Source organism: Sphingomonas sp. dw_22 (genome assembly GCF_018449795.1).
In the GTDB taxonomy this organism is placed as follows: domain Bacteria; phylum Pseudomonadota; class Alphaproteobacteria; order Sphingomonadales; family Sphingomonadaceae; genus Sphingomonas.
The window spans coordinates 17241-30994 of the sequence record NZ_JAAVVE010000007.1; the positions used below are offsets into that span (position 1 = coordinate 17241).

At 66.0% G+C, this 13754-nt stretch carries 17 protein-coding genes; 8 read left to right on the top strand and 9 right to left on the bottom strand.

Annotation, left to right across the window (positions count from 1 at the left end; all coding sequences use genetic code 11):
• The first annotated feature begins 78 nt into the window (after window positions 1–78).
• The 6 genes from HB724_RS04875 (at window position 79) to rfbC (ending at window position 3663) form a co-directional block, all read left to right on the top strand.
• On the top strand, window positions 79–642 hold the full coding sequence (locus tag HB724_RS04875) for a DUF3617 family protein (RefSeq protein WP_213979786.1): 564 nt from the start codon (window positions 79–81) through the stop codon (window positions 640–642).
• A 192-nt stretch (window positions 643–834) separates the two neighbouring features.
• Window positions 835–1041: a 30S ribosomal protein S21 gene (gene rpsU / locus HB724_RS04880; RefSeq protein WP_213979787.1), complete on the top strand. Its 207-nt coding sequence runs from the start codon at window positions 835–837 to the stop codon at window positions 1039–1041.
• Window positions 1042–1125: 84 nt separating this feature from the next.
• Window positions 1126–1752: an FKBP-type peptidyl-prolyl cis-trans isomerase gene (locus tag HB724_RS04885; protein WP_213979788.1), complete on the top strand. Its 627-nt coding sequence runs from the start codon at window positions 1126–1128 to the stop codon at window positions 1750–1752.
• Between the two features lie 44 nt (window positions 1753–1796).
• Window positions 1797–2165 carry a hypothetical protein gene (locus HB724_RS04890; protein WP_213979789.1) on the top strand — a complete coding sequence of 123 codons (369 nt, stop codon included), beginning with the start codon at window positions 1797–1799 and terminating at the stop codon, window positions 2163–2165.
• Window positions 2166–2227: 62 nt separating this feature from the next.
• Entirely contained in the window at window positions 2228–3109 is an 882-nt protein-coding gene (gene rfbA, locus HB724_RS04895) for a glucose-1-phosphate thymidylyltransferase RfbA (protein WP_213979876.1), read from the top strand.
• Window positions 3106–3663, top strand: coding sequence for a dTDP-4-dehydrorhamnose 3,5-epimerase (gene rfbC, locus HB724_RS04900; RefSeq protein WP_213979790.1), 558 nt, complete (start codon window positions 3106–3108; stop codon window positions 3661–3663). The genes rfbA and rfbC overlap by 4 nt, the downstream gene beginning before the upstream one ends.
• A 40-nt stretch (window positions 3664–3703) precedes the next feature.
• Here rfbC and HB724_RS04905 read toward each other — a convergent pair whose 3' ends face one another.
• Both HB724_RS04905 and HB724_RS04910 read right to left on the bottom strand, forming a co-directional pair.
• On the bottom strand, window positions 3704–4468 hold the full coding sequence (locus tag HB724_RS04905; RefSeq protein WP_213979791.1) for a metallophosphoesterase: 765 nt from the start codon (window positions 4466–4468) through the stop codon (window positions 3704–3706).
• A gap of 174 nt (window positions 4469–4642) precedes the next feature.
• Window positions 4643–4879: a hypothetical protein gene (locus HB724_RS04910; RefSeq protein WP_213979792.1), complete on the bottom strand. Its 237-nt coding sequence runs from the start codon at window positions 4877–4879 to the stop codon at window positions 4643–4645.
• A gap of 464 nt (window positions 4880–5343) precedes the next feature.
• On the opposite strand from HB724_RS04910, the gene HB724_RS20695 reads away from it, so the two are divergent.
• Window positions 5344–6324: a M48 family metallopeptidase gene (locus HB724_RS20695; RefSeq protein WP_213979793.1), complete on the top strand. Its 981-nt coding sequence runs from the start codon at window positions 5344–5346 to the stop codon at window positions 6322–6324.
• 6 nt (window positions 6325–6330) lie between these two features.
• Here the strand turns inward: HB724_RS20695 and wecC are convergent, their stop codons facing one another.
• Together wecC and wecB are read right to left on the bottom strand one after the other, a co-directional pair.
• Window positions 6331–7626, bottom strand: coding sequence for a UDP-N-acetyl-D-mannosamine dehydrogenase (wecC, locus tag HB724_RS04920; RefSeq protein WP_213979794.1), 1296 nt, complete (start codon window positions 7624–7626; stop codon window positions 6331–6333).
• A complete protein-coding gene (gene wecB / locus HB724_RS04925; protein WP_213979795.1) occupies window positions 7610–8746 on the bottom strand; it encodes a UDP-N-acetylglucosamine 2-epimerase (non-hydrolyzing) in 1137 nt (378 codons plus the stop codon). Before wecB ends, wecC begins: the two co-directional genes overlap by 17 nt.
• A 115-nt stretch (window positions 8747–8861) precedes the next feature.
• On the opposite strand from wecB, the gene galU reads away from it, so the two are divergent.
• Window positions 8862–9731, top strand: coding sequence for a UTP--glucose-1-phosphate uridylyltransferase GalU (gene galU / locus HB724_RS04930; protein ID WP_213979796.1), 870 nt, complete (start codon window positions 8862–8864; stop codon window positions 9729–9731).
• Between the two features lie 12 nt (window positions 9732–9743).
• Here the strand turns inward: galU and HB724_RS04935 are convergent, their stop codons facing one another.
• From HB724_RS04935 to dut, 5 genes are read right to left on the bottom strand one after another with little or no spacing between them, the layout of a single operon-like run.
• Entirely contained in the window at window positions 9744–11090 is a 1347-nt protein-coding gene (locus tag HB724_RS04935) for a nucleotide sugar dehydrogenase (RefSeq protein ID WP_213979797.1), read from the bottom strand.
• Between the two features lie 52 nt (window positions 11091–11142).
• Complete coding sequence (locus HB724_RS04940; protein ID WP_213979798.1) at window positions 11143–12153, bottom strand: NAD-dependent epimerase/dehydratase family protein; 1011 nt, start codon at window positions 12151–12153, stop codon at window positions 11143–11145.
• A gap of 37 nt (window positions 12154–12190) precedes the next feature.
• Window positions 12191–12946: a molybdopterin-synthase adenylyltransferase MoeB gene (moeB, locus tag HB724_RS04945; RefSeq protein ID WP_213979799.1), complete on the bottom strand. Its 756-nt coding sequence runs from the start codon at window positions 12944–12946 to the stop codon at window positions 12191–12193.
• A complete protein-coding gene (locus HB724_RS04950; RefSeq protein ID WP_213979800.1) occupies window positions 12943–13311 on the bottom strand; it encodes a hypothetical protein in 369 nt (122 codons plus the stop codon). The genes moeB and HB724_RS04950 overlap by 4 nt, the downstream gene beginning before the upstream one ends.
• Window positions 13308–13754, bottom strand: a complete 447-nt coding sequence (gene dut / locus HB724_RS04955) for a dUTP diphosphatase (protein WP_213979801.1) — start codon at window positions 13752–13754, stop codon at window positions 13308–13310. The genes HB724_RS04950 and dut overlap by 4 nt, the downstream gene beginning before the upstream one ends.

Genomic DNA, 13754 nt, shown 5'->3' on the forward strand with positions numbered 1-13754 from the left:
GCCGCCCATCTTGCACTCCCCCGCATAATCGGGTTGGACGGCGGCATCAGGAAAGTCGGGACGAGGGTTCAGGGCCATATGCATCGTTATCTGCTCGCCGGAATCGCCGCGCTGGCGCTGGCCGGCTGCCAGTCCGCCGCCGAAAAGCACGCCGCGGAGACCGGCGAGGTCGATGTCGCCAATGTCTCGGTGGACGAGCTTTCCAAGGTGCTGAAGGCCGCCCGCGCCAAAACCGAGCTCCAGCCCGGCATCTGGGAGACGCGGATGCACGTCGTCTCGGCCGATCTCTCCGCCTTCAAGGGCGAGGACCGCGCCGCGCAGGAAGAATCGATCCGCCGCCAGGAGCGTCAGAGCACGAGTTGCCGCAAGGCCGAGGAGCTCAAGCCGCTCGACATCCGCAACCTGGAGCAGGTCGCGGGCCAATGCTCGGTCGCCCGCTATGTCGCCAAAGGCGGCAAGCTCGATGCGAGCATCAGTTGCAGCAAGGATGGCGGCACGCCCACCATCGTCCTCGCCTCGGGCACGATGACCCGCACCGCGTTCGACGTGAAGATCGCGCAGGAGACAGGCAAGCCGGGCGATCCGGACCATGTCGCGATCCAGCTCCAGGCGATCGGCAGGCGCACCGGCACCTGTAGCTGAGGCGCGCTTCCCCGGCGCAATCCGGGCAAGGTGTAGCGTGCGGGCCACAGTCTGTTGCCCATGTCACGCGCTTTTCCGGCGCCCCGCCCTTGAAAAATACGGATTCGCCTGATAGGTGGCCGCCACGACGCCGCAACTCCGGTTCCGGCGAACCCTTATCTATTGAATATGCGATCGGAGCATTACGGCTTTATGCAAATCATCGTCCGCGACAACAACGTCGACCAGGCGCTGCGCGCGCTCAAGAAGAAGCTGCAGCGTGAGGGCGTTTATCGCGAGATGAAGCTCCGCCGTCACTATGAGAAGCCCAGCGAGAAGCGCGCTCGCGAGCGCGCCGCCGCGGTTCGCCGCGCGCGCAAGCTCGAGCGCAAGCGCGTCGAGCGCGACGGCGCCCGCTAAGCCTGTGCTGCCTCCTGCGCTCGCGCACGAGGAACCTGCGACTTTTGTGACTTTAGGGTAGCTGGTACCCGTCGGAGCCCATCCATGTCCGTGACTGCCGTTCCGCTCCAGCCCGTCAAGCGGGCGTATAAGGTCTGGCTGTGGATCGGCGTGCTCGCCGGAATCCTGCTCGCCGCCGGCCTGGCTTGGGCTGGCACCCGCGCGGCGGTGGCGGCCAAGCTTCCGAACGAACAGTTCCTCGCCTGGCACAAGGGACAGCCCGGCATCGTCACGACCGCGTCGGGCCTGCAGTACCAGGTGATCGAGCCCGGCAGCGGGCCGAACGTCGCCGATCAGGACGGCGTGGTGCTGAAGATTCATGGCGTGCTGCGCGACGGCACCGAGTTCCAGCCCGAAGCGCCGATGCGTTTCCAGGTCGGCCAGCCGATGATCCCCGGCTTCACCGAAGGTGTGAAGCTGATGAAGAAGGGCGCCAAGTACCGCTTCTGGCTGCCGCAGAATCTCGGCTATGGCGCCGAGCCGGGCGCAGGCAACGAACTGTCGGATAAGGTTCTGGTCTTCGACGTCGAGATGCAGGATCTCGTCCCCGCCGCCGTCATCCAGCAGATGATGACGCAGCAGATGATGCAGCGTGGCGGCGCCCAGGGTGGCCAGGGCGGGGAGCCCCAGGTCCAGGACGGCGAAGCGGGCACCGTGCCGGCCGAACGCTGAGGCATTGGCTTCGCGATGCTTTGCGAGCTCGAGCGAGCTCGATCATGACTCGTAGCCGTCTGTTCCTGCTGGCCTTCTTTGCGGCGGCGATCTTCGCCTTCGTGATGGCGGTTCTGCCGGCACCGCCGGTGCTGGTCCAAAATTTTTCCGACAAGGTCCAGCATGCCGCTGCTTTCGCAGTCTTGACCCTCCTCGCGGCGGGGGCGTTTCCCCGCGTTCGGCCGATCTATATCCTTTTGGGCCTTTCCGGGTTCGGCGGGCTGATCGAGATCGTGCAGGGGCTGCCTGCGGTGCATCGCGATTCGGATTGGTTCGATTGGCTGGCGGATACCGCCGCGATCCTGGGCGCGCTTGCCGTGATATGGCCGCTGCGCCGATTGCTGCTAGGCGGCGAGGCGGCCCCCAAGGCGTAAAGCGGTTGCGAGTATCCCGGGCCTTGAGTACGGCCGGGTATCCGATGGAGGGGCAGGGCACGGTGAAGGGCATCATTCTGGCGGGGGGCAGCGGCACGCGGCTCTATCCGGCCACGCTGTCGATCTCGAAGCAGTTGCTGCCGGTCTTCGACAAGCCGATGATCTATTATCCGCTGTCGGTGCTGATGCTGGCGGGCATCCGCGACATATTGGTGATCTCCACCCCGCGCGACCTGCCCTTGTTCGAGGCATTGCTGGGCGACGGCTCTGCCTTCGGCATCAACCTCAGCTATGCCGAGCAGCCCCAGCCCAACGGCCTGGCCGAAGCCTTCATCATCGGTGCCGATTTCGTCGCCGGCCAGCCCAGCGCGCTGATCCTGGGCGACAACATCTATCACGGCGACAAGATGGGCGAGAAATGCCGCATCGCGGCCGAGGAGGCGTCGCGCGGTGGCGCCAATGTCTTCGCCTATCATGTCGACGATCCCGAGCGCTACGGCGTCGTCGCCTTCGATCCGGAGACGGGTGTCGCGACCAGCGTCGAGGAGAAGCCGCTCGAACCCAAGTCCAACTGGGCGATCACCGGCCTCTATTTCTACGACAAGGACGTGGTCGACATCGCCCGCTCGATCCGCCCCTCGGCGCGGGGCGAGCTCGAGATCACCGACGTCAACCGCACCTATATGGAGCGCGGCGACCTCCACATCACCCGCCTCGGCCGCGGCTATGCCTGGCTCGATACCGGCACGCACGAGAGCCTGCACGAGGCGAGCGCCTATGTCCGCACGATCGAGCACCGCACCGGCATCAAGATCGCCTGTCCGGAGGAGATCGCGCTCGATCTCGGTTGGCTCGACGGCGAGGCAGTGCTGCGCCGCGCGGGCCAGCTCGGCAAGACGGGCTATGCGGAATATCTCAAGCGCCTCGTGAAGAACGCCGCATGACCGGCTTCCGCCGCCTGGCGATCCCCGAAGTGATCGAGATCACGCCGCCCAAGTTGGGCGATCATCGCGGCTTCTTCTCCGAAGTGTTCAAGCGTTCGGCGTTCGAGGCCGAGGGCATCCATATCGATTGGGTCCAGGACAATCAGAGCCTGTCCGCCGAACCGGGGACGGTGCGCGGCCTGCACTTCCAGGCGCCGCCCTTCGCCCAGGCGAAACTGGTCCGAGTGCTGCGCGGCGCGATCCATGACGTTGCGGTCGATATCCGCAAGGGCTCGCCGACCTATGGCCGATGGGTCGCCTGCGAGCTGTCGGCGGAGAAGTGGAACCAGCTCCTGATCCCCGCTGGCTTCGCGCACGGTTTCATGACGCTGAGCCCGGACACCGAGGTGCTCTATAAGGTCGATGCGCCCTATTCGCGGGAGAGCGAAGGCGCGATCCTGTGGAACGATCCTGCGCTCGGTATCGAATGGCCATCCGCCGGTGGTGTGCCTGTGCTGTCCGACAAGGACGGGGTAGCGCCGCTGCTTGCGGAGTTCGATTCGCCGTTCACGTAAGCGGCTCCATAGTCACGCGAAGGCCATCGATCTCGGCGATTCAGGCGGCGGTGTTCAATATCCAGCGCTCGCCGCCCTCGAACCCCATCGCAGTCAGCTTGCCGCTATCATAGGCGCCGGTATCGAGCCCGATGCGATGTTCCCGGAACTCGACGTCTTCCCTGATCGTGTGGCCGTGCACGATGACTTTCTCCAGCGCGCCTCGGTGCTCCAGGAACTCTTCGCGGATCCAGCGCAGATCGCTGGTGCGCTGACGGGCCAAGGGCTCGCCGGGGCGCACGCCGGCGTGCACGAACGCATAGTCTCCGATGGTAATCAGATCCTCGAATGCCTCGAGGAATGAAATATGTTCCGAAGGAACGCGCTCGCGAAGCATATCAAGCAGTTCGGGATATTCGCACGCGCGATATGCATCGTCGGTGATGCCATAGCTGGATATGGTCTCGCGTCCGCCGATCCGTGTGAAGAAGGCCAGCGCCTTCAGGTCGCCGTTTAGCGCCTTGAGGAAAACCTCCTCATGATTGCCGAGAAGGAACCGGAAACTGCCGTCGGTCTTCGACAGGTGCAGCGCGCGCTCGACCACCTGCGCGGAGTTGGGGCCACGATCGATCAAGTCGCCAAGGAAGATGATCTGCGTATCGGCATCCGGCCGTGCGGCAGCGTCTGCTTCGATCGTTTCCAGCAGCGTATCCAGGAGATCCAGGCGACCGTGAATATCGCCGATCGCGTAAATGCGTTGCCCTGGCGGCACAGCGCCCGTCGGCTTGCGAGCGGCGGAAGAACGAGCGAAAAATCTCGAAAGCATCAGCGTAATCGGTGCTCAAATACAACCGGAGGCGAACTACGCCAATTCCTGGCGGGCACGTATTTTCCGTAGCGCTCCGGAGCGGGAAGGCAACCAGCTAGCCCGATCCCAGATAGCATAAACAAAAGTGGCGGCCACAAGGACCGCCACTCGAAACCGGACTTGCCGAAAGCCTTAGTTGCTGTCGGGCTCGTCGTCGTTGTCGGCCAGCGCAACCGCGCCACCGATGATCGCGGCGGTCGCGAGAACGCCAATGATCACGGCCGGGGCCAGATCGCTCTTCTTCTTCGAGACGGTCGCAGCGCGAACGCCCGAAAGCGACAGCTTCGAAGCCGAATTGGCAGGGGCCGCCAGAACAGGCGTGGTCGCCAGCGAGGCGACGGCAGCGGCCGTGAGAAGCTTAGTCAACATTCTTATACTCCCTCTTTGAGCTCCGGTGCTCTCGTCTCATTGCCCTATGGCATAGGATAAATGCGACGGCAACACCTCAAACGCAAGCAACAACCAGAACTCGCCTGTCGTTGCTTCAATGCAACACGGTCCGGTTCGTTCCGGACTCCTCTCCGCGGCAGCCGACCCATGCCGCAGAATTGAAGGTCATAACGCTGCGATGCGATATCGCCAAGGGGTTAACAAAGCTATCCCGTCGCGGCTGTTGCGCCCTGTTCCTTATAGGACACGGGGGCGCAGATGCTGCGTTGCCGCGACGAATATTGCGGTATCGTTTGACATTGCGCCGGGCTCCCGGCCTTGCTTGCCGGGAGTGGCGGGGTTCGCCGCTCGCGTGATGAGTTGGGGATTCTATGAAAAGGCGCCGTATTGCCATTTCCGTCCTGGGCAAGGGAGTGCTTCTCTGCCTTGCGGGCGCGCTGCTTGTGGGAGCGCGTGTCGGTGAAGCTGCGCCGGACGATTCGGCGCTGTTCGAGCAGCTCCGTGCGAGCGATCTCGAAATGGCGACGATCGGCTGGCGGCTTGCCTCGGCCAATGCGCCGCTGTGCGACCGGCTCGAGCCGGGCCTGGGCCTTCAGCTCCACACGCTCGATCAGTTCGCATCGCAGTTGCGCGACAGCGCCCGGAGCCATTTCAAGTTCGCGACGCCGGTGGCGATCGAGGGCGTGATCCCGGACGGCCCGGCGGCACAGGCCGGGCTGCGGCCGGACGATTCGGTGGTCCGCATCGGCCCGGTCGATATCGCCGCCGGTACGGGCAAGCCGGGCACGACCCAGCGCCTCGTCGCCGTCCAGCTCGCCGTCGCGCAATTGCCGCCGACGCAGCCGATCGAGATCGCGGCGATTCGCGACGGTGCGCCGCTGACCGTCACGGTGCAGCCGATTCCGGCCTGCCGCTCGCGCTTCGAGCTCGAGCTCGCCGACAATTTCAGCGCCTCGGCGGACGGGAGCATGGTCCAGGTCAGCTCGAAGCTGCTGGAGACCTATCGCGGCGATCGCGTCGTCGCTGCCATCGCGCACGAATTCTCGCACAATATCCTGCACCATCGCGACCGGCTGGAGGCGCGGGGGGTGACGTTCGGGATGCTCGCCGGTTTCGGCGGAAACGTGAAATATTTCCGCCAGACCGAGATCCAGGCGGACATATTGTCGGTCTATCTGCTCGCCAATGCGGGCTATGATCCCAAGGCGGCGCCGGATTTCTGGCGCGATTTCGGGCCCAAATATGCCGGCGGCATGTTCCGCAGCCGCTCGCATCCCTATTGGCGCGATCGCGTCGCCACGCTGGAGGCGGAGATCGCGCGGGTCCAGGCCGATCCGCAGCGGCCGCACGTCTCGAAGCTGATCGCCGAGCGGGACCAGCCGCTCGACGGCGATTGGCAGGCGCTGCTCGTTCGCAAGCGCTGAGCGCAGTCAGCTCGCCAGGCGAAGCGCCTCGCCGGGCGCCGCGCGGGGCTGATCGGGCCAGACGCCGCGCGTGTCATAGACCAGCTTGTCGGCGCGTTCGTCGAGCGGCACCGATTTGAACACGTCGTGATCGACCAGCACCACGAAGATCGGGCAGGTCTCGATCGCGGTGTCGATGTCGATAAGCTGCGCGCCCGTGCCGTCGAAATCGGCGGGCAGGCGATCGACATAGGGCTCTACGATGCGGATGCGCTCGCCATGCGCCGCAGCAAGATGCGCAGCAATCTTGAGCGCCGGGCTCTCGCGGAAATCGTCGATATTCGCCTTGAACGCCAGGCCCAGGCAGGCGACCGGCGCGTTCGGCAGCTGCGCCAGCAGGGCCTCGGCGCGCGCGATGCTGTAGTCGGTCTTGCCGTCGTTGACCTCGCGTGCGGTGCGGATCAGCGGCGTATGCTCGCGGTCTGCCGCGACCAGGAACCAGGGGTCGACCGCGATGCAATGCCCGCCCACGCCGGGGCCGGGCGACAGGATGTTGACGCGGGGGTGGCGATTGGCGAGCCGGATCACTTCCCACACGTCGATGTCCATCCCCTCGGCGATCATCGACAGCTCGTTGGCAAAGGCGATGTTGACGTCCCTGAACGCATTTTCGGTGAGCTTGGTCATCTCGGCCGCCTTGGCCGAGGTGGTAACGCAGGCGCCGCGCACGAAGCGGCGGTAGAATTGCAGCGCCTTGCGCGCGCAGCGCGGGGTGACGCCGCCGATCACCCGGTCATTGTCGATCAGCTCGACCAGGATGCGGCCAGGCAGCACCCGCTCCGGGCAATAGGCGATCGCGACATCGGGGCTGCCGGTGCAATGGCCGGGGATCTTGAGATCGGGGCGCAGCCTGGTGAGCAGTTCGGCGACCTTCTCGGTCGTGCCGACGGGCGAGGTCGATTCGAGCACGACGACGTCGCCGGCCTTGAGCACCACCGCGATGCTGGTCGCCGCCTTGAGCACATAGCCGATATCGGGCGCGTGGTTCTCGCCGAAGGGCGTGGGCACCGCGATCACGAACACATCGGCCGGCTCGATCTCCAGCGAGGCGCGCAGATTGCCGCGCGCCACCACGCCCGATACCAGGCCGTCGAGGTCGATCTCCTCGATATGCACCTTGCCCGAATTGACTGTGTCGACGACGTTCTCGTGCACGTCGATGCCGAGCACCTTGGCGCCGGTACGCGCGATCACCGCCGCGGTGGGAAGGCCGATATAGCCCAGGCCGAGAACGACGACCTTGAGCTCAGAGTCCGAAACCATGCGCGACGATCCCCGCAATCCGTGCCGAGGCCTGGCCGTCGCCGAAAGGATTATGGGCGCGGGCCATGGCCGAATAGGCGGCATCATCGTCGAGGAGCGTTGAGATTTCGGAAACGATGCGATCCGGGTCGGTGCCGACCAGCCTGGCGGTGCCCGCTGCGATGCCTTCGGGGCGCTCGGTGGTCTCGCGCATCACCAGCACCGGCTTGCCCAGCGCGGGGGCTTCCTCCTGCACGCCGCCCGAATCGGTCAGCACCAGTTCGGCCATGTCGAGCGCGCGGATGAAGTGCGGATAATCGAGCGGCTCGATCCGGGCGACATTGGGCCGGTCGCCCAGCACTTCGTCCATCACCGATACGACATTGGGATTGGGATGGACCGGGAAGAGCAGCGCCACATCGTCGCGCGCGGCGATCCGGGCGATGGCGACGGCGATCCCCTTCATCCCGTCGCCGAAATTCTCGCGGCGGTGGGTGGTGACGAGGATCAGGCGCTTGCCGGCGAAGCGCGCTGCGATCCCGTCCAGCCCAGCGGCGAGGCTCGGGTCTGCCTCGATCCGGGCGCGGGTCGCGTGCAGCGCGTCGATCACGGTGTTGCCCATCACATGGATCGTCGCCGGATCGATATTCTCGCGGCGCAGCGCCTCGGCGGCAGTTTCGGTCGGCGCGAAATGCTGGTCGGCGATCGGGGCGACGATCCGGCGGTTCACTTCCTCGGGCCAGGGCTGGTAGATGTCGCCCGAGCGCAACCCCGCCTCCACATGGCTGACGGGCACCTTGCGGTAATAGGCGGTGAGCGCGCCGACCATCGCGGTGGCGGTGTCGCCCTGGACGATGACGCGGTCCGGCCGCTCCGTATCCATCGCGCGGCCCAGCTCGGTCAGCAGCCGTGCGGTCAGCACGTCGAGCGACTGGCCCGGCGTCATCAGGTCGAGATCGATGTCCGGCATGATCCCCGCGATCGAAAGCACCTGATCGAGCAGCCCGCGATGCTGGGCCGTCACGCAGGTACGCACGTCGAGATCGCCGCGCGCCTGCAGCGCATGAACGACGGGGAAGAGCTTGATCGCTTCGGGGCGTGTGCCAAATACGATCAGGATGCGCTTGCGCGGGCTTGTCATGCGCACTCCTTAGCGCCAACGCCTAACCATCTAGTTACGCGAACGTCACGGGCGAAGCATTTGCGCGGGACTGCACGTATAGCTATGGGCGCCGTCGCAACTGAAACGAGGATCTATGTCGTTCAAGCCGCTCCGCAAGGCCGTGTTTCCCGTGGGCGGCCTGGGTACTCGCTTCCTGCCCGCCACCAAGGCGATGCCGAAGGAAATGCTGCCCGTCGTCGATCGGCCGCTGATCCAATATGCCGTCGACGAGGCGATCGAGGCGGGGATCGAGCAGATGATTTTCGTCACCGGCCGCGGCAAGTCCGCAATCGAGGACCATTTCGACATCGCCTATGAGCTCGAATCGACGATGACCGCGCGCGGCAAGTCGCTCGAGATCCTCGACGCCACGCGGCTCAAGCCCGGCGCGGTCGCCTATGTCCGCCAGCAGGAGCCGATGGGCCTGGGCCATGCCGTGTGGTGCGCGCGCGACATCGTGGGGGATGAGCCGTTCGCGGTGCTGCTCGCCGACGATTTCATGGTCGGCAAGCCCGGATGCCTCAAGCAGATGGTCGAGGCGTACAACCGGATCGGCGGCAATCTGATCTGCGCGCAGGAAGTGCCCGAGGACCAGACCGACAAATACGGCATCATCACGCCCGGCACGCGCGACGGGGCGCTGACGGAAGTGAAGGGCCTGGTCGAGAAGCCCAAGCCGGGCACGGCGCCGTCGAACCTCTCGGTGATCGGCCGCTACATCCTCCAGCCCGAAGTGATGCGCGTGCTCGACAGCCAGGAAAAGGGCGCCGGCGGCGAGATCCAGCTCACCGACGCGATGGCGCGGATGATCGGCGATCAGCCGTTCCACGGCGTCACGTTCAGCGGCACCCGCTATGATTGCGGCGACAAGGCGGGCTTCATCCAGGCCAACATCGCGGTGGCGCTGGCCCGTCCGGACATCGCGCCGTCGATCCGGGATTTCATGGCGCGCACCTGCGGCTGAGGCTGCGAAGGCTCAGGCCCGGACGATCTTCTCGCTAACAACGCCAGCCTTGCCGCAGGCATTGCGGGTGTCGATCACCAGCCTGGCGTGCTCGACCAGCGCGGCATAGTCGATCGCGTCGTGATCGGTGGCGATCAGCACCGCGTCATAATCGGCGATCGCCGCAGGATCCCAGGCCACGCCGTGGCGATAGTTGAGCGTCGGATGCTCGCGCGTGCCGTTGATCTGGGCGACGTGCGGGTCGTGGAAATCGGCGGTCGCGCCGCGGGCCTCGATCATCTCCATCAGGCGTAGCGAGGGGCTCTCGCGGATGTCGTCCACATTTTTCTTGTAGGCGACGCCCAGCACCAGGATCCGCGCATCGCGCAGGCCCCGGCCGGAGCGCGCGTCGAGCGTGTCCGCCATCACGCGGACGACATGCTGCGGCATGTCGGCATTGATCTGGCCGGCCAGTTCGATGAACCTGGTGTGCTGGTTGAACTCGCGCGCCTTCCAGGTGAGGTAGAAGGGGTCGATCGGGATGCAGTGCCCGCCCAGGCCCGGGCCGGGATAGAAGGGCATGAAGCCGAACGGCTTGGATTTGGCCGCGTCGATCACTTCCCACACGTCGATGTCCATCGCGGTGAAGATCAGCTTCAATTCGTTCACAAGCGCGATGTTGACGGCGCGGAAGACATTCTCGGTGATCTTCACCGCCTCGGCCGTGGCGGCGGAGGAAACCGCGATCGTCTGCGGCACCACATGCCGGTACAGCGCCAGCGCCAGGTCGGCGGAGACGGTATCGTCGGCGCCCACGACCTTGGGAATCTTGGTGGTCGAGAAGGTTGGGTTGCCCGGGTCTTCGCGCTCGGGAGAATAGGCGAGGAAGAAATCCCGGCCTGCCACCAGCCCGCCGGCCTCCAGGATCGGCTGCATCACTTCGCGGGTGGTGCCCGGATAGGTGGTCGATTCGAGGATCACGAGCTGGCCCCGGCGCAGCGTCTTCGCGATCGCCGCGGTCGTCTCCTCGACATATTTGAGGTCGGGCTCGAGATGGCGGGTGAGGGGCGTCGGCACGCAGATCAGCAGCACGTCCGGCTCGCCCAGCCGGTCGAGATCGGCGGTCGCGTCGAGCTTGCCGTTGGCGGCCAGCGGGGCGATGCGGTCGCCCGCTATGTGCTTGATATAGCTCTCACCGCGCTTGAGCGCATCGACCTTCTCGGGATCGAGATCGAAGCCCAGCACGCCGCACTGCGCCTCGCCGAAAGCCACTGCCAGCGGCAGGCCGACATAGCCCATGCCGATCACGCCGATCACCGCCTTGCCGGTCTCGATCGCCGCCTGAAGCTTCAGCCCATGGGCTGGCCATTCGATAGTCATCCGTCCCCGCTCGTCGAAAGCCTAAGGGCTCCGTCATGCGGCAGCGGGGGTTTCAGTTTCGATAATGGTCCAGATACCATTCGATGAACTTCGGCACGCCTTCGCCCGGCGGCGTGGCCGGCTTGTAGCCGGTGAGGCGCTCCAGCAGCTCGGCGGAGGCGGCGGTGGCGGGGACGTCGCCCTGCTGCATCGGCAGGAAGTTCTTGATCGCCTCGCGGCCCAGCGCCTTTTCCGCCGCGGCGATATAGTCCATCAGCGGCGTCGGCGTGCCCGCGCCGATATTGACGACGCGAAACGGCGCCACCGGCGAGAGGCTGTCGCCCTCGACCGGCACGTCGCCGGGCACCGCCTTGGTCAGCCGCACGATCGATTCCGCGAGATCGTCGATGTACGTGAAGTCGCGCACCATGTTGCCGTTATTGTAGACGTCGATCGGCTCGCCGGCGAGGATCGCCTTGGTGAACTTGAACAGCGCCATGTCCGGCCGGCCCCATGGCCCATAGACCGTGAAGAAGCGGAAGAACGTCATCGGCGTCTTGAACAAATGGCTGTAGCTGTGCCCCATCAGCTCGGTCGCGCCCTTGGTGGCGGCGTAGAGGCTGAGCGGCGTCGCGGTGCGCTGCATCTCGCCGAACGGCATGTCGGTGTTCGCCCCATAGACCGAGCTGGTCGAGGCGGCGAGCAGGTGGCGGACGGGATTGTGCCGCGCCAGCTCCAGCACGTTGAAGCTGCCGATCACGTTCGCGCCGATATAGCTGGCCGGCGCGTCGATGCTGTAGCGCACGCCCGCCTGGGCGGCGAGGTGGATCACCACGTCCGGCTTGAACGTGCGCCAGGCGTCGCCGAACGCGTCGGCATCCTCGATCGAGACCCGCGCGACCGAGAAATTCGCGTGATTCGAGAGGATGTCGTTCCGCGCCTCCTTCAGCGCGACGTCATAATAGGTGGAGAAATTGTCGACCCCCAGCACGGTTGCGCCCTGCTGAAGCAGCTTGCTCGCTGTATGGAAACCGATGAACCCGGCCGAGCCGGTGACGAGAACGCGGGGGCTGCTGTCAGTCATGCTGCGCCCCGTGCAAGAAGACTGCACGCAAGTCCAGTCAGTCGCAAGACGAGCAGCCCGGATCCTTGGGCAGGCTGAGCGTGCGGAAGCGCAGCGCCAGCGCATCGACCAGCAGCAGCTTGCCGGCGCTGTCCTCGCCGAACGGCGCGCAGGCGCGGATCGCCTCCAGCGCGGCGAGGCTGCCCATCACCCCGGTCAGCGCGCCGAGCACGCCCTGCTCGGAACAGCTTACCTCGGCGCGTTCGGGATCCTGGCCGACGAAGCAGCGGTAACAGGGCTTGTCCGCCTCCCAGCCGCGAAACACGCCGAGCTGCCCCTCGAACTCCGCCACCGCCGCCGAGACCAGCGGGATATGCAGCCGGTGCGTCGCATCCGCGACCGCCAGGCGGGTGGCAAAATTGTCGGACCCGTCGAGCACCACATCGGGCCGCGCGGCGCCGAGCAGGTCCGCCGCATTGTCCGCGCCGATCCGCTCGCGAATCCCTTCGAAGCGCACGCCGGGATTGAGCCGCGCCACGGCCCGGGCGGCGGCGGTCAGCTTGGCATCGCCCACATCCTCGCCGCCATAGAGCGTCTGGCGCTGGAGATTGGAGAGGGCCACCGTATCGTCGTCAACTACCGTGATCCGGCCGATCCCCGCCGCTGCCAGATACTGGATCGCCGGCGATCCGATCCCGCCCGCGCCGATCAGCAGGACATGGCTGGCCTTCAGCCGCGCCTGCCCGCCGCCGCCGATCTCGCGCAGCACGATGTGGCGGGCATAGCGATCGAGCTCCGCGTCGGAGAGCGTCATTTCCAGGTGAAGGTCAGGCTGGTCTTGTACCATTGCTCGCTCGGCGTCGTGCGCGGGAGCAGATTGTTGCGCGCGAAGCCCGCGACAAGGGCTGCCGCATATTGTTCGACCGTCGGGCACTGGATCGCGCGGGGAATGCTGGTGCGGATGCCGTCGCTCGCATCGACCAGCACGGCGACGTCGATCGTCACCGATTGGCCGCCCGCCGGGGCGACCGGGCATTTGCGCGCGGCCACTTCGCGCTGGACGAAGGCCTGCATCTCCCCGGTCACGACCGGCGGCGCGCGATAGGGGAGCGGCGCAAGGCTCTCCCAGTCTATCGGCGCGTTCTGCAGCGCCATCACCAATGCCAATGCCGCGATCATATGCCCGTCGATCCGAAGCCGCCGCTTCCCCGCATGGTTTCATCGAGCGACCCGACCTCGTCGAGCTCCGCGCGCTGCACGGGCGCGGGCACGAGCTGTGCGATCCTGTCTCCGCGCCCAATGGTGAAAGGCGCGTCACCAAGATTGGCTAGGATCACCTTTACCTCGCCGCGATAGTCGCTGTCGATCGTGCCGGGGGTGTTGAGGCAGGTGATGCCGTGCTTGAGCGCCAGGCCCGAGCGCGGGCGGACCTGGACCTCATAGCCCGCGGGGATCGCCATGGCGAAGCCGGTCGCCACCGCATGGCGGGCGCCCGGCGCGAGCACGAGATCCTCGGCCGCGACGACGTCCATCCCCGCGGCACCCTCGGTGGTATAGGCGGGAAGCGGCAAACCCTCGCCATGCGGCAGGCGCAGAAGCGCGATTCGAATCGGTGGGAACAT

What these genes read in the sequence shown, in the direction of transcription:
- HB724_RS04950 (WP_213979800.1), bottom strand. Translation starts at nt 13,311, where the DNA reads ATGATCGCGGCATTGGCATTGGTGATGGCGCTGCAGAACGCGCCGATA.
- HB724_RS04935 (WP_213979797.1), bottom strand. Translation starts at nt 11,090, where the DNA reads ATGACTATCGAATGGCCAGCCCATGGGCTGAAGCTTCAGGCGGCGATC.
- wecC (WP_213979794.1), bottom strand. Translation starts at nt 7,626, where the DNA reads ATGGTTTCGGACTCTGAGCTCAAGGTCGTCGTTCTCGGCCTGGGCTAT.
- rfbC (WP_213979790.1), top strand. Translation starts at nt 3,106, where the DNA reads ATGACCGGCTTCCGCCGCCTGGCGATCCCCGAAGTGATCGAGATCACG.
- HB724_RS04885 (WP_213979788.1), top strand. Translation starts at nt 1,126, where the DNA reads ATGTCCGTGACTGCCGTTCCGCTCCAGCCCGTCAAGCGGGCGTATAAG.
- dut (WP_213979801.1), bottom strand. Translation starts at nt 13,754, where the DNA reads ATGTTCCCACCGATTCGAATCGCGCTTCTGCGCCTGCCGCATGGCGAG.
- HB724_RS04905 (WP_213979791.1), bottom strand. Translation starts at nt 4,468, where the DNA reads ATGCTTTCGAGATTTTTCGCTCGTTCTTCCGCCGCTCGCAAGCCGACG.
- HB724_RS04875 (WP_213979786.1), top strand. Translation starts at nt 79, where the DNA reads ATGCATCGTTATCTGCTCGCCGGAATCGCCGCGCTGGCGCTGGCCGGC.
- rpsU (WP_213979787.1), top strand. Translation starts at nt 835, where the DNA reads ATGCAAATCATCGTCCGCGACAACAACGTCGACCAGGCGCTGCGCGCG.
- HB724_RS04910 (WP_213979792.1), bottom strand. Translation starts at nt 4,879, where the DNA reads ATGTTGACTAAGCTTCTCACGGCCGCTGCCGTCGCCTCGCTGGCGACC.
- HB724_RS04890 (WP_213979789.1), top strand. Translation starts at nt 1,797, where the DNA reads ATGACTCGTAGCCGTCTGTTCCTGCTGGCCTTCTTTGCGGCGGCGATC.
- galU (WP_213979796.1), top strand. Translation starts at nt 8,862, where the DNA reads ATGTCGTTCAAGCCGCTCCGCAAGGCCGTGTTTCCCGTGGGCGGCCTG.
- moeB (WP_213979799.1), bottom strand. Translation starts at nt 12,946, where the DNA reads ATGACGCTCTCCGACGCGGAGCTCGATCGCTATGCCCGCCACATCGTG.
- wecB (WP_213979795.1), bottom strand. Translation starts at nt 8,746, where the DNA reads ATGACAAGCCCGCGCAAGCGCATCCTGATCGTATTTGGCACACGCCCC.
- HB724_RS04940 (WP_213979798.1), bottom strand. Translation starts at nt 12,153, where the DNA reads ATGACTGACAGCAGCCCCCGCGTTCTCGTCACCGGCTCGGCCGGGTTC.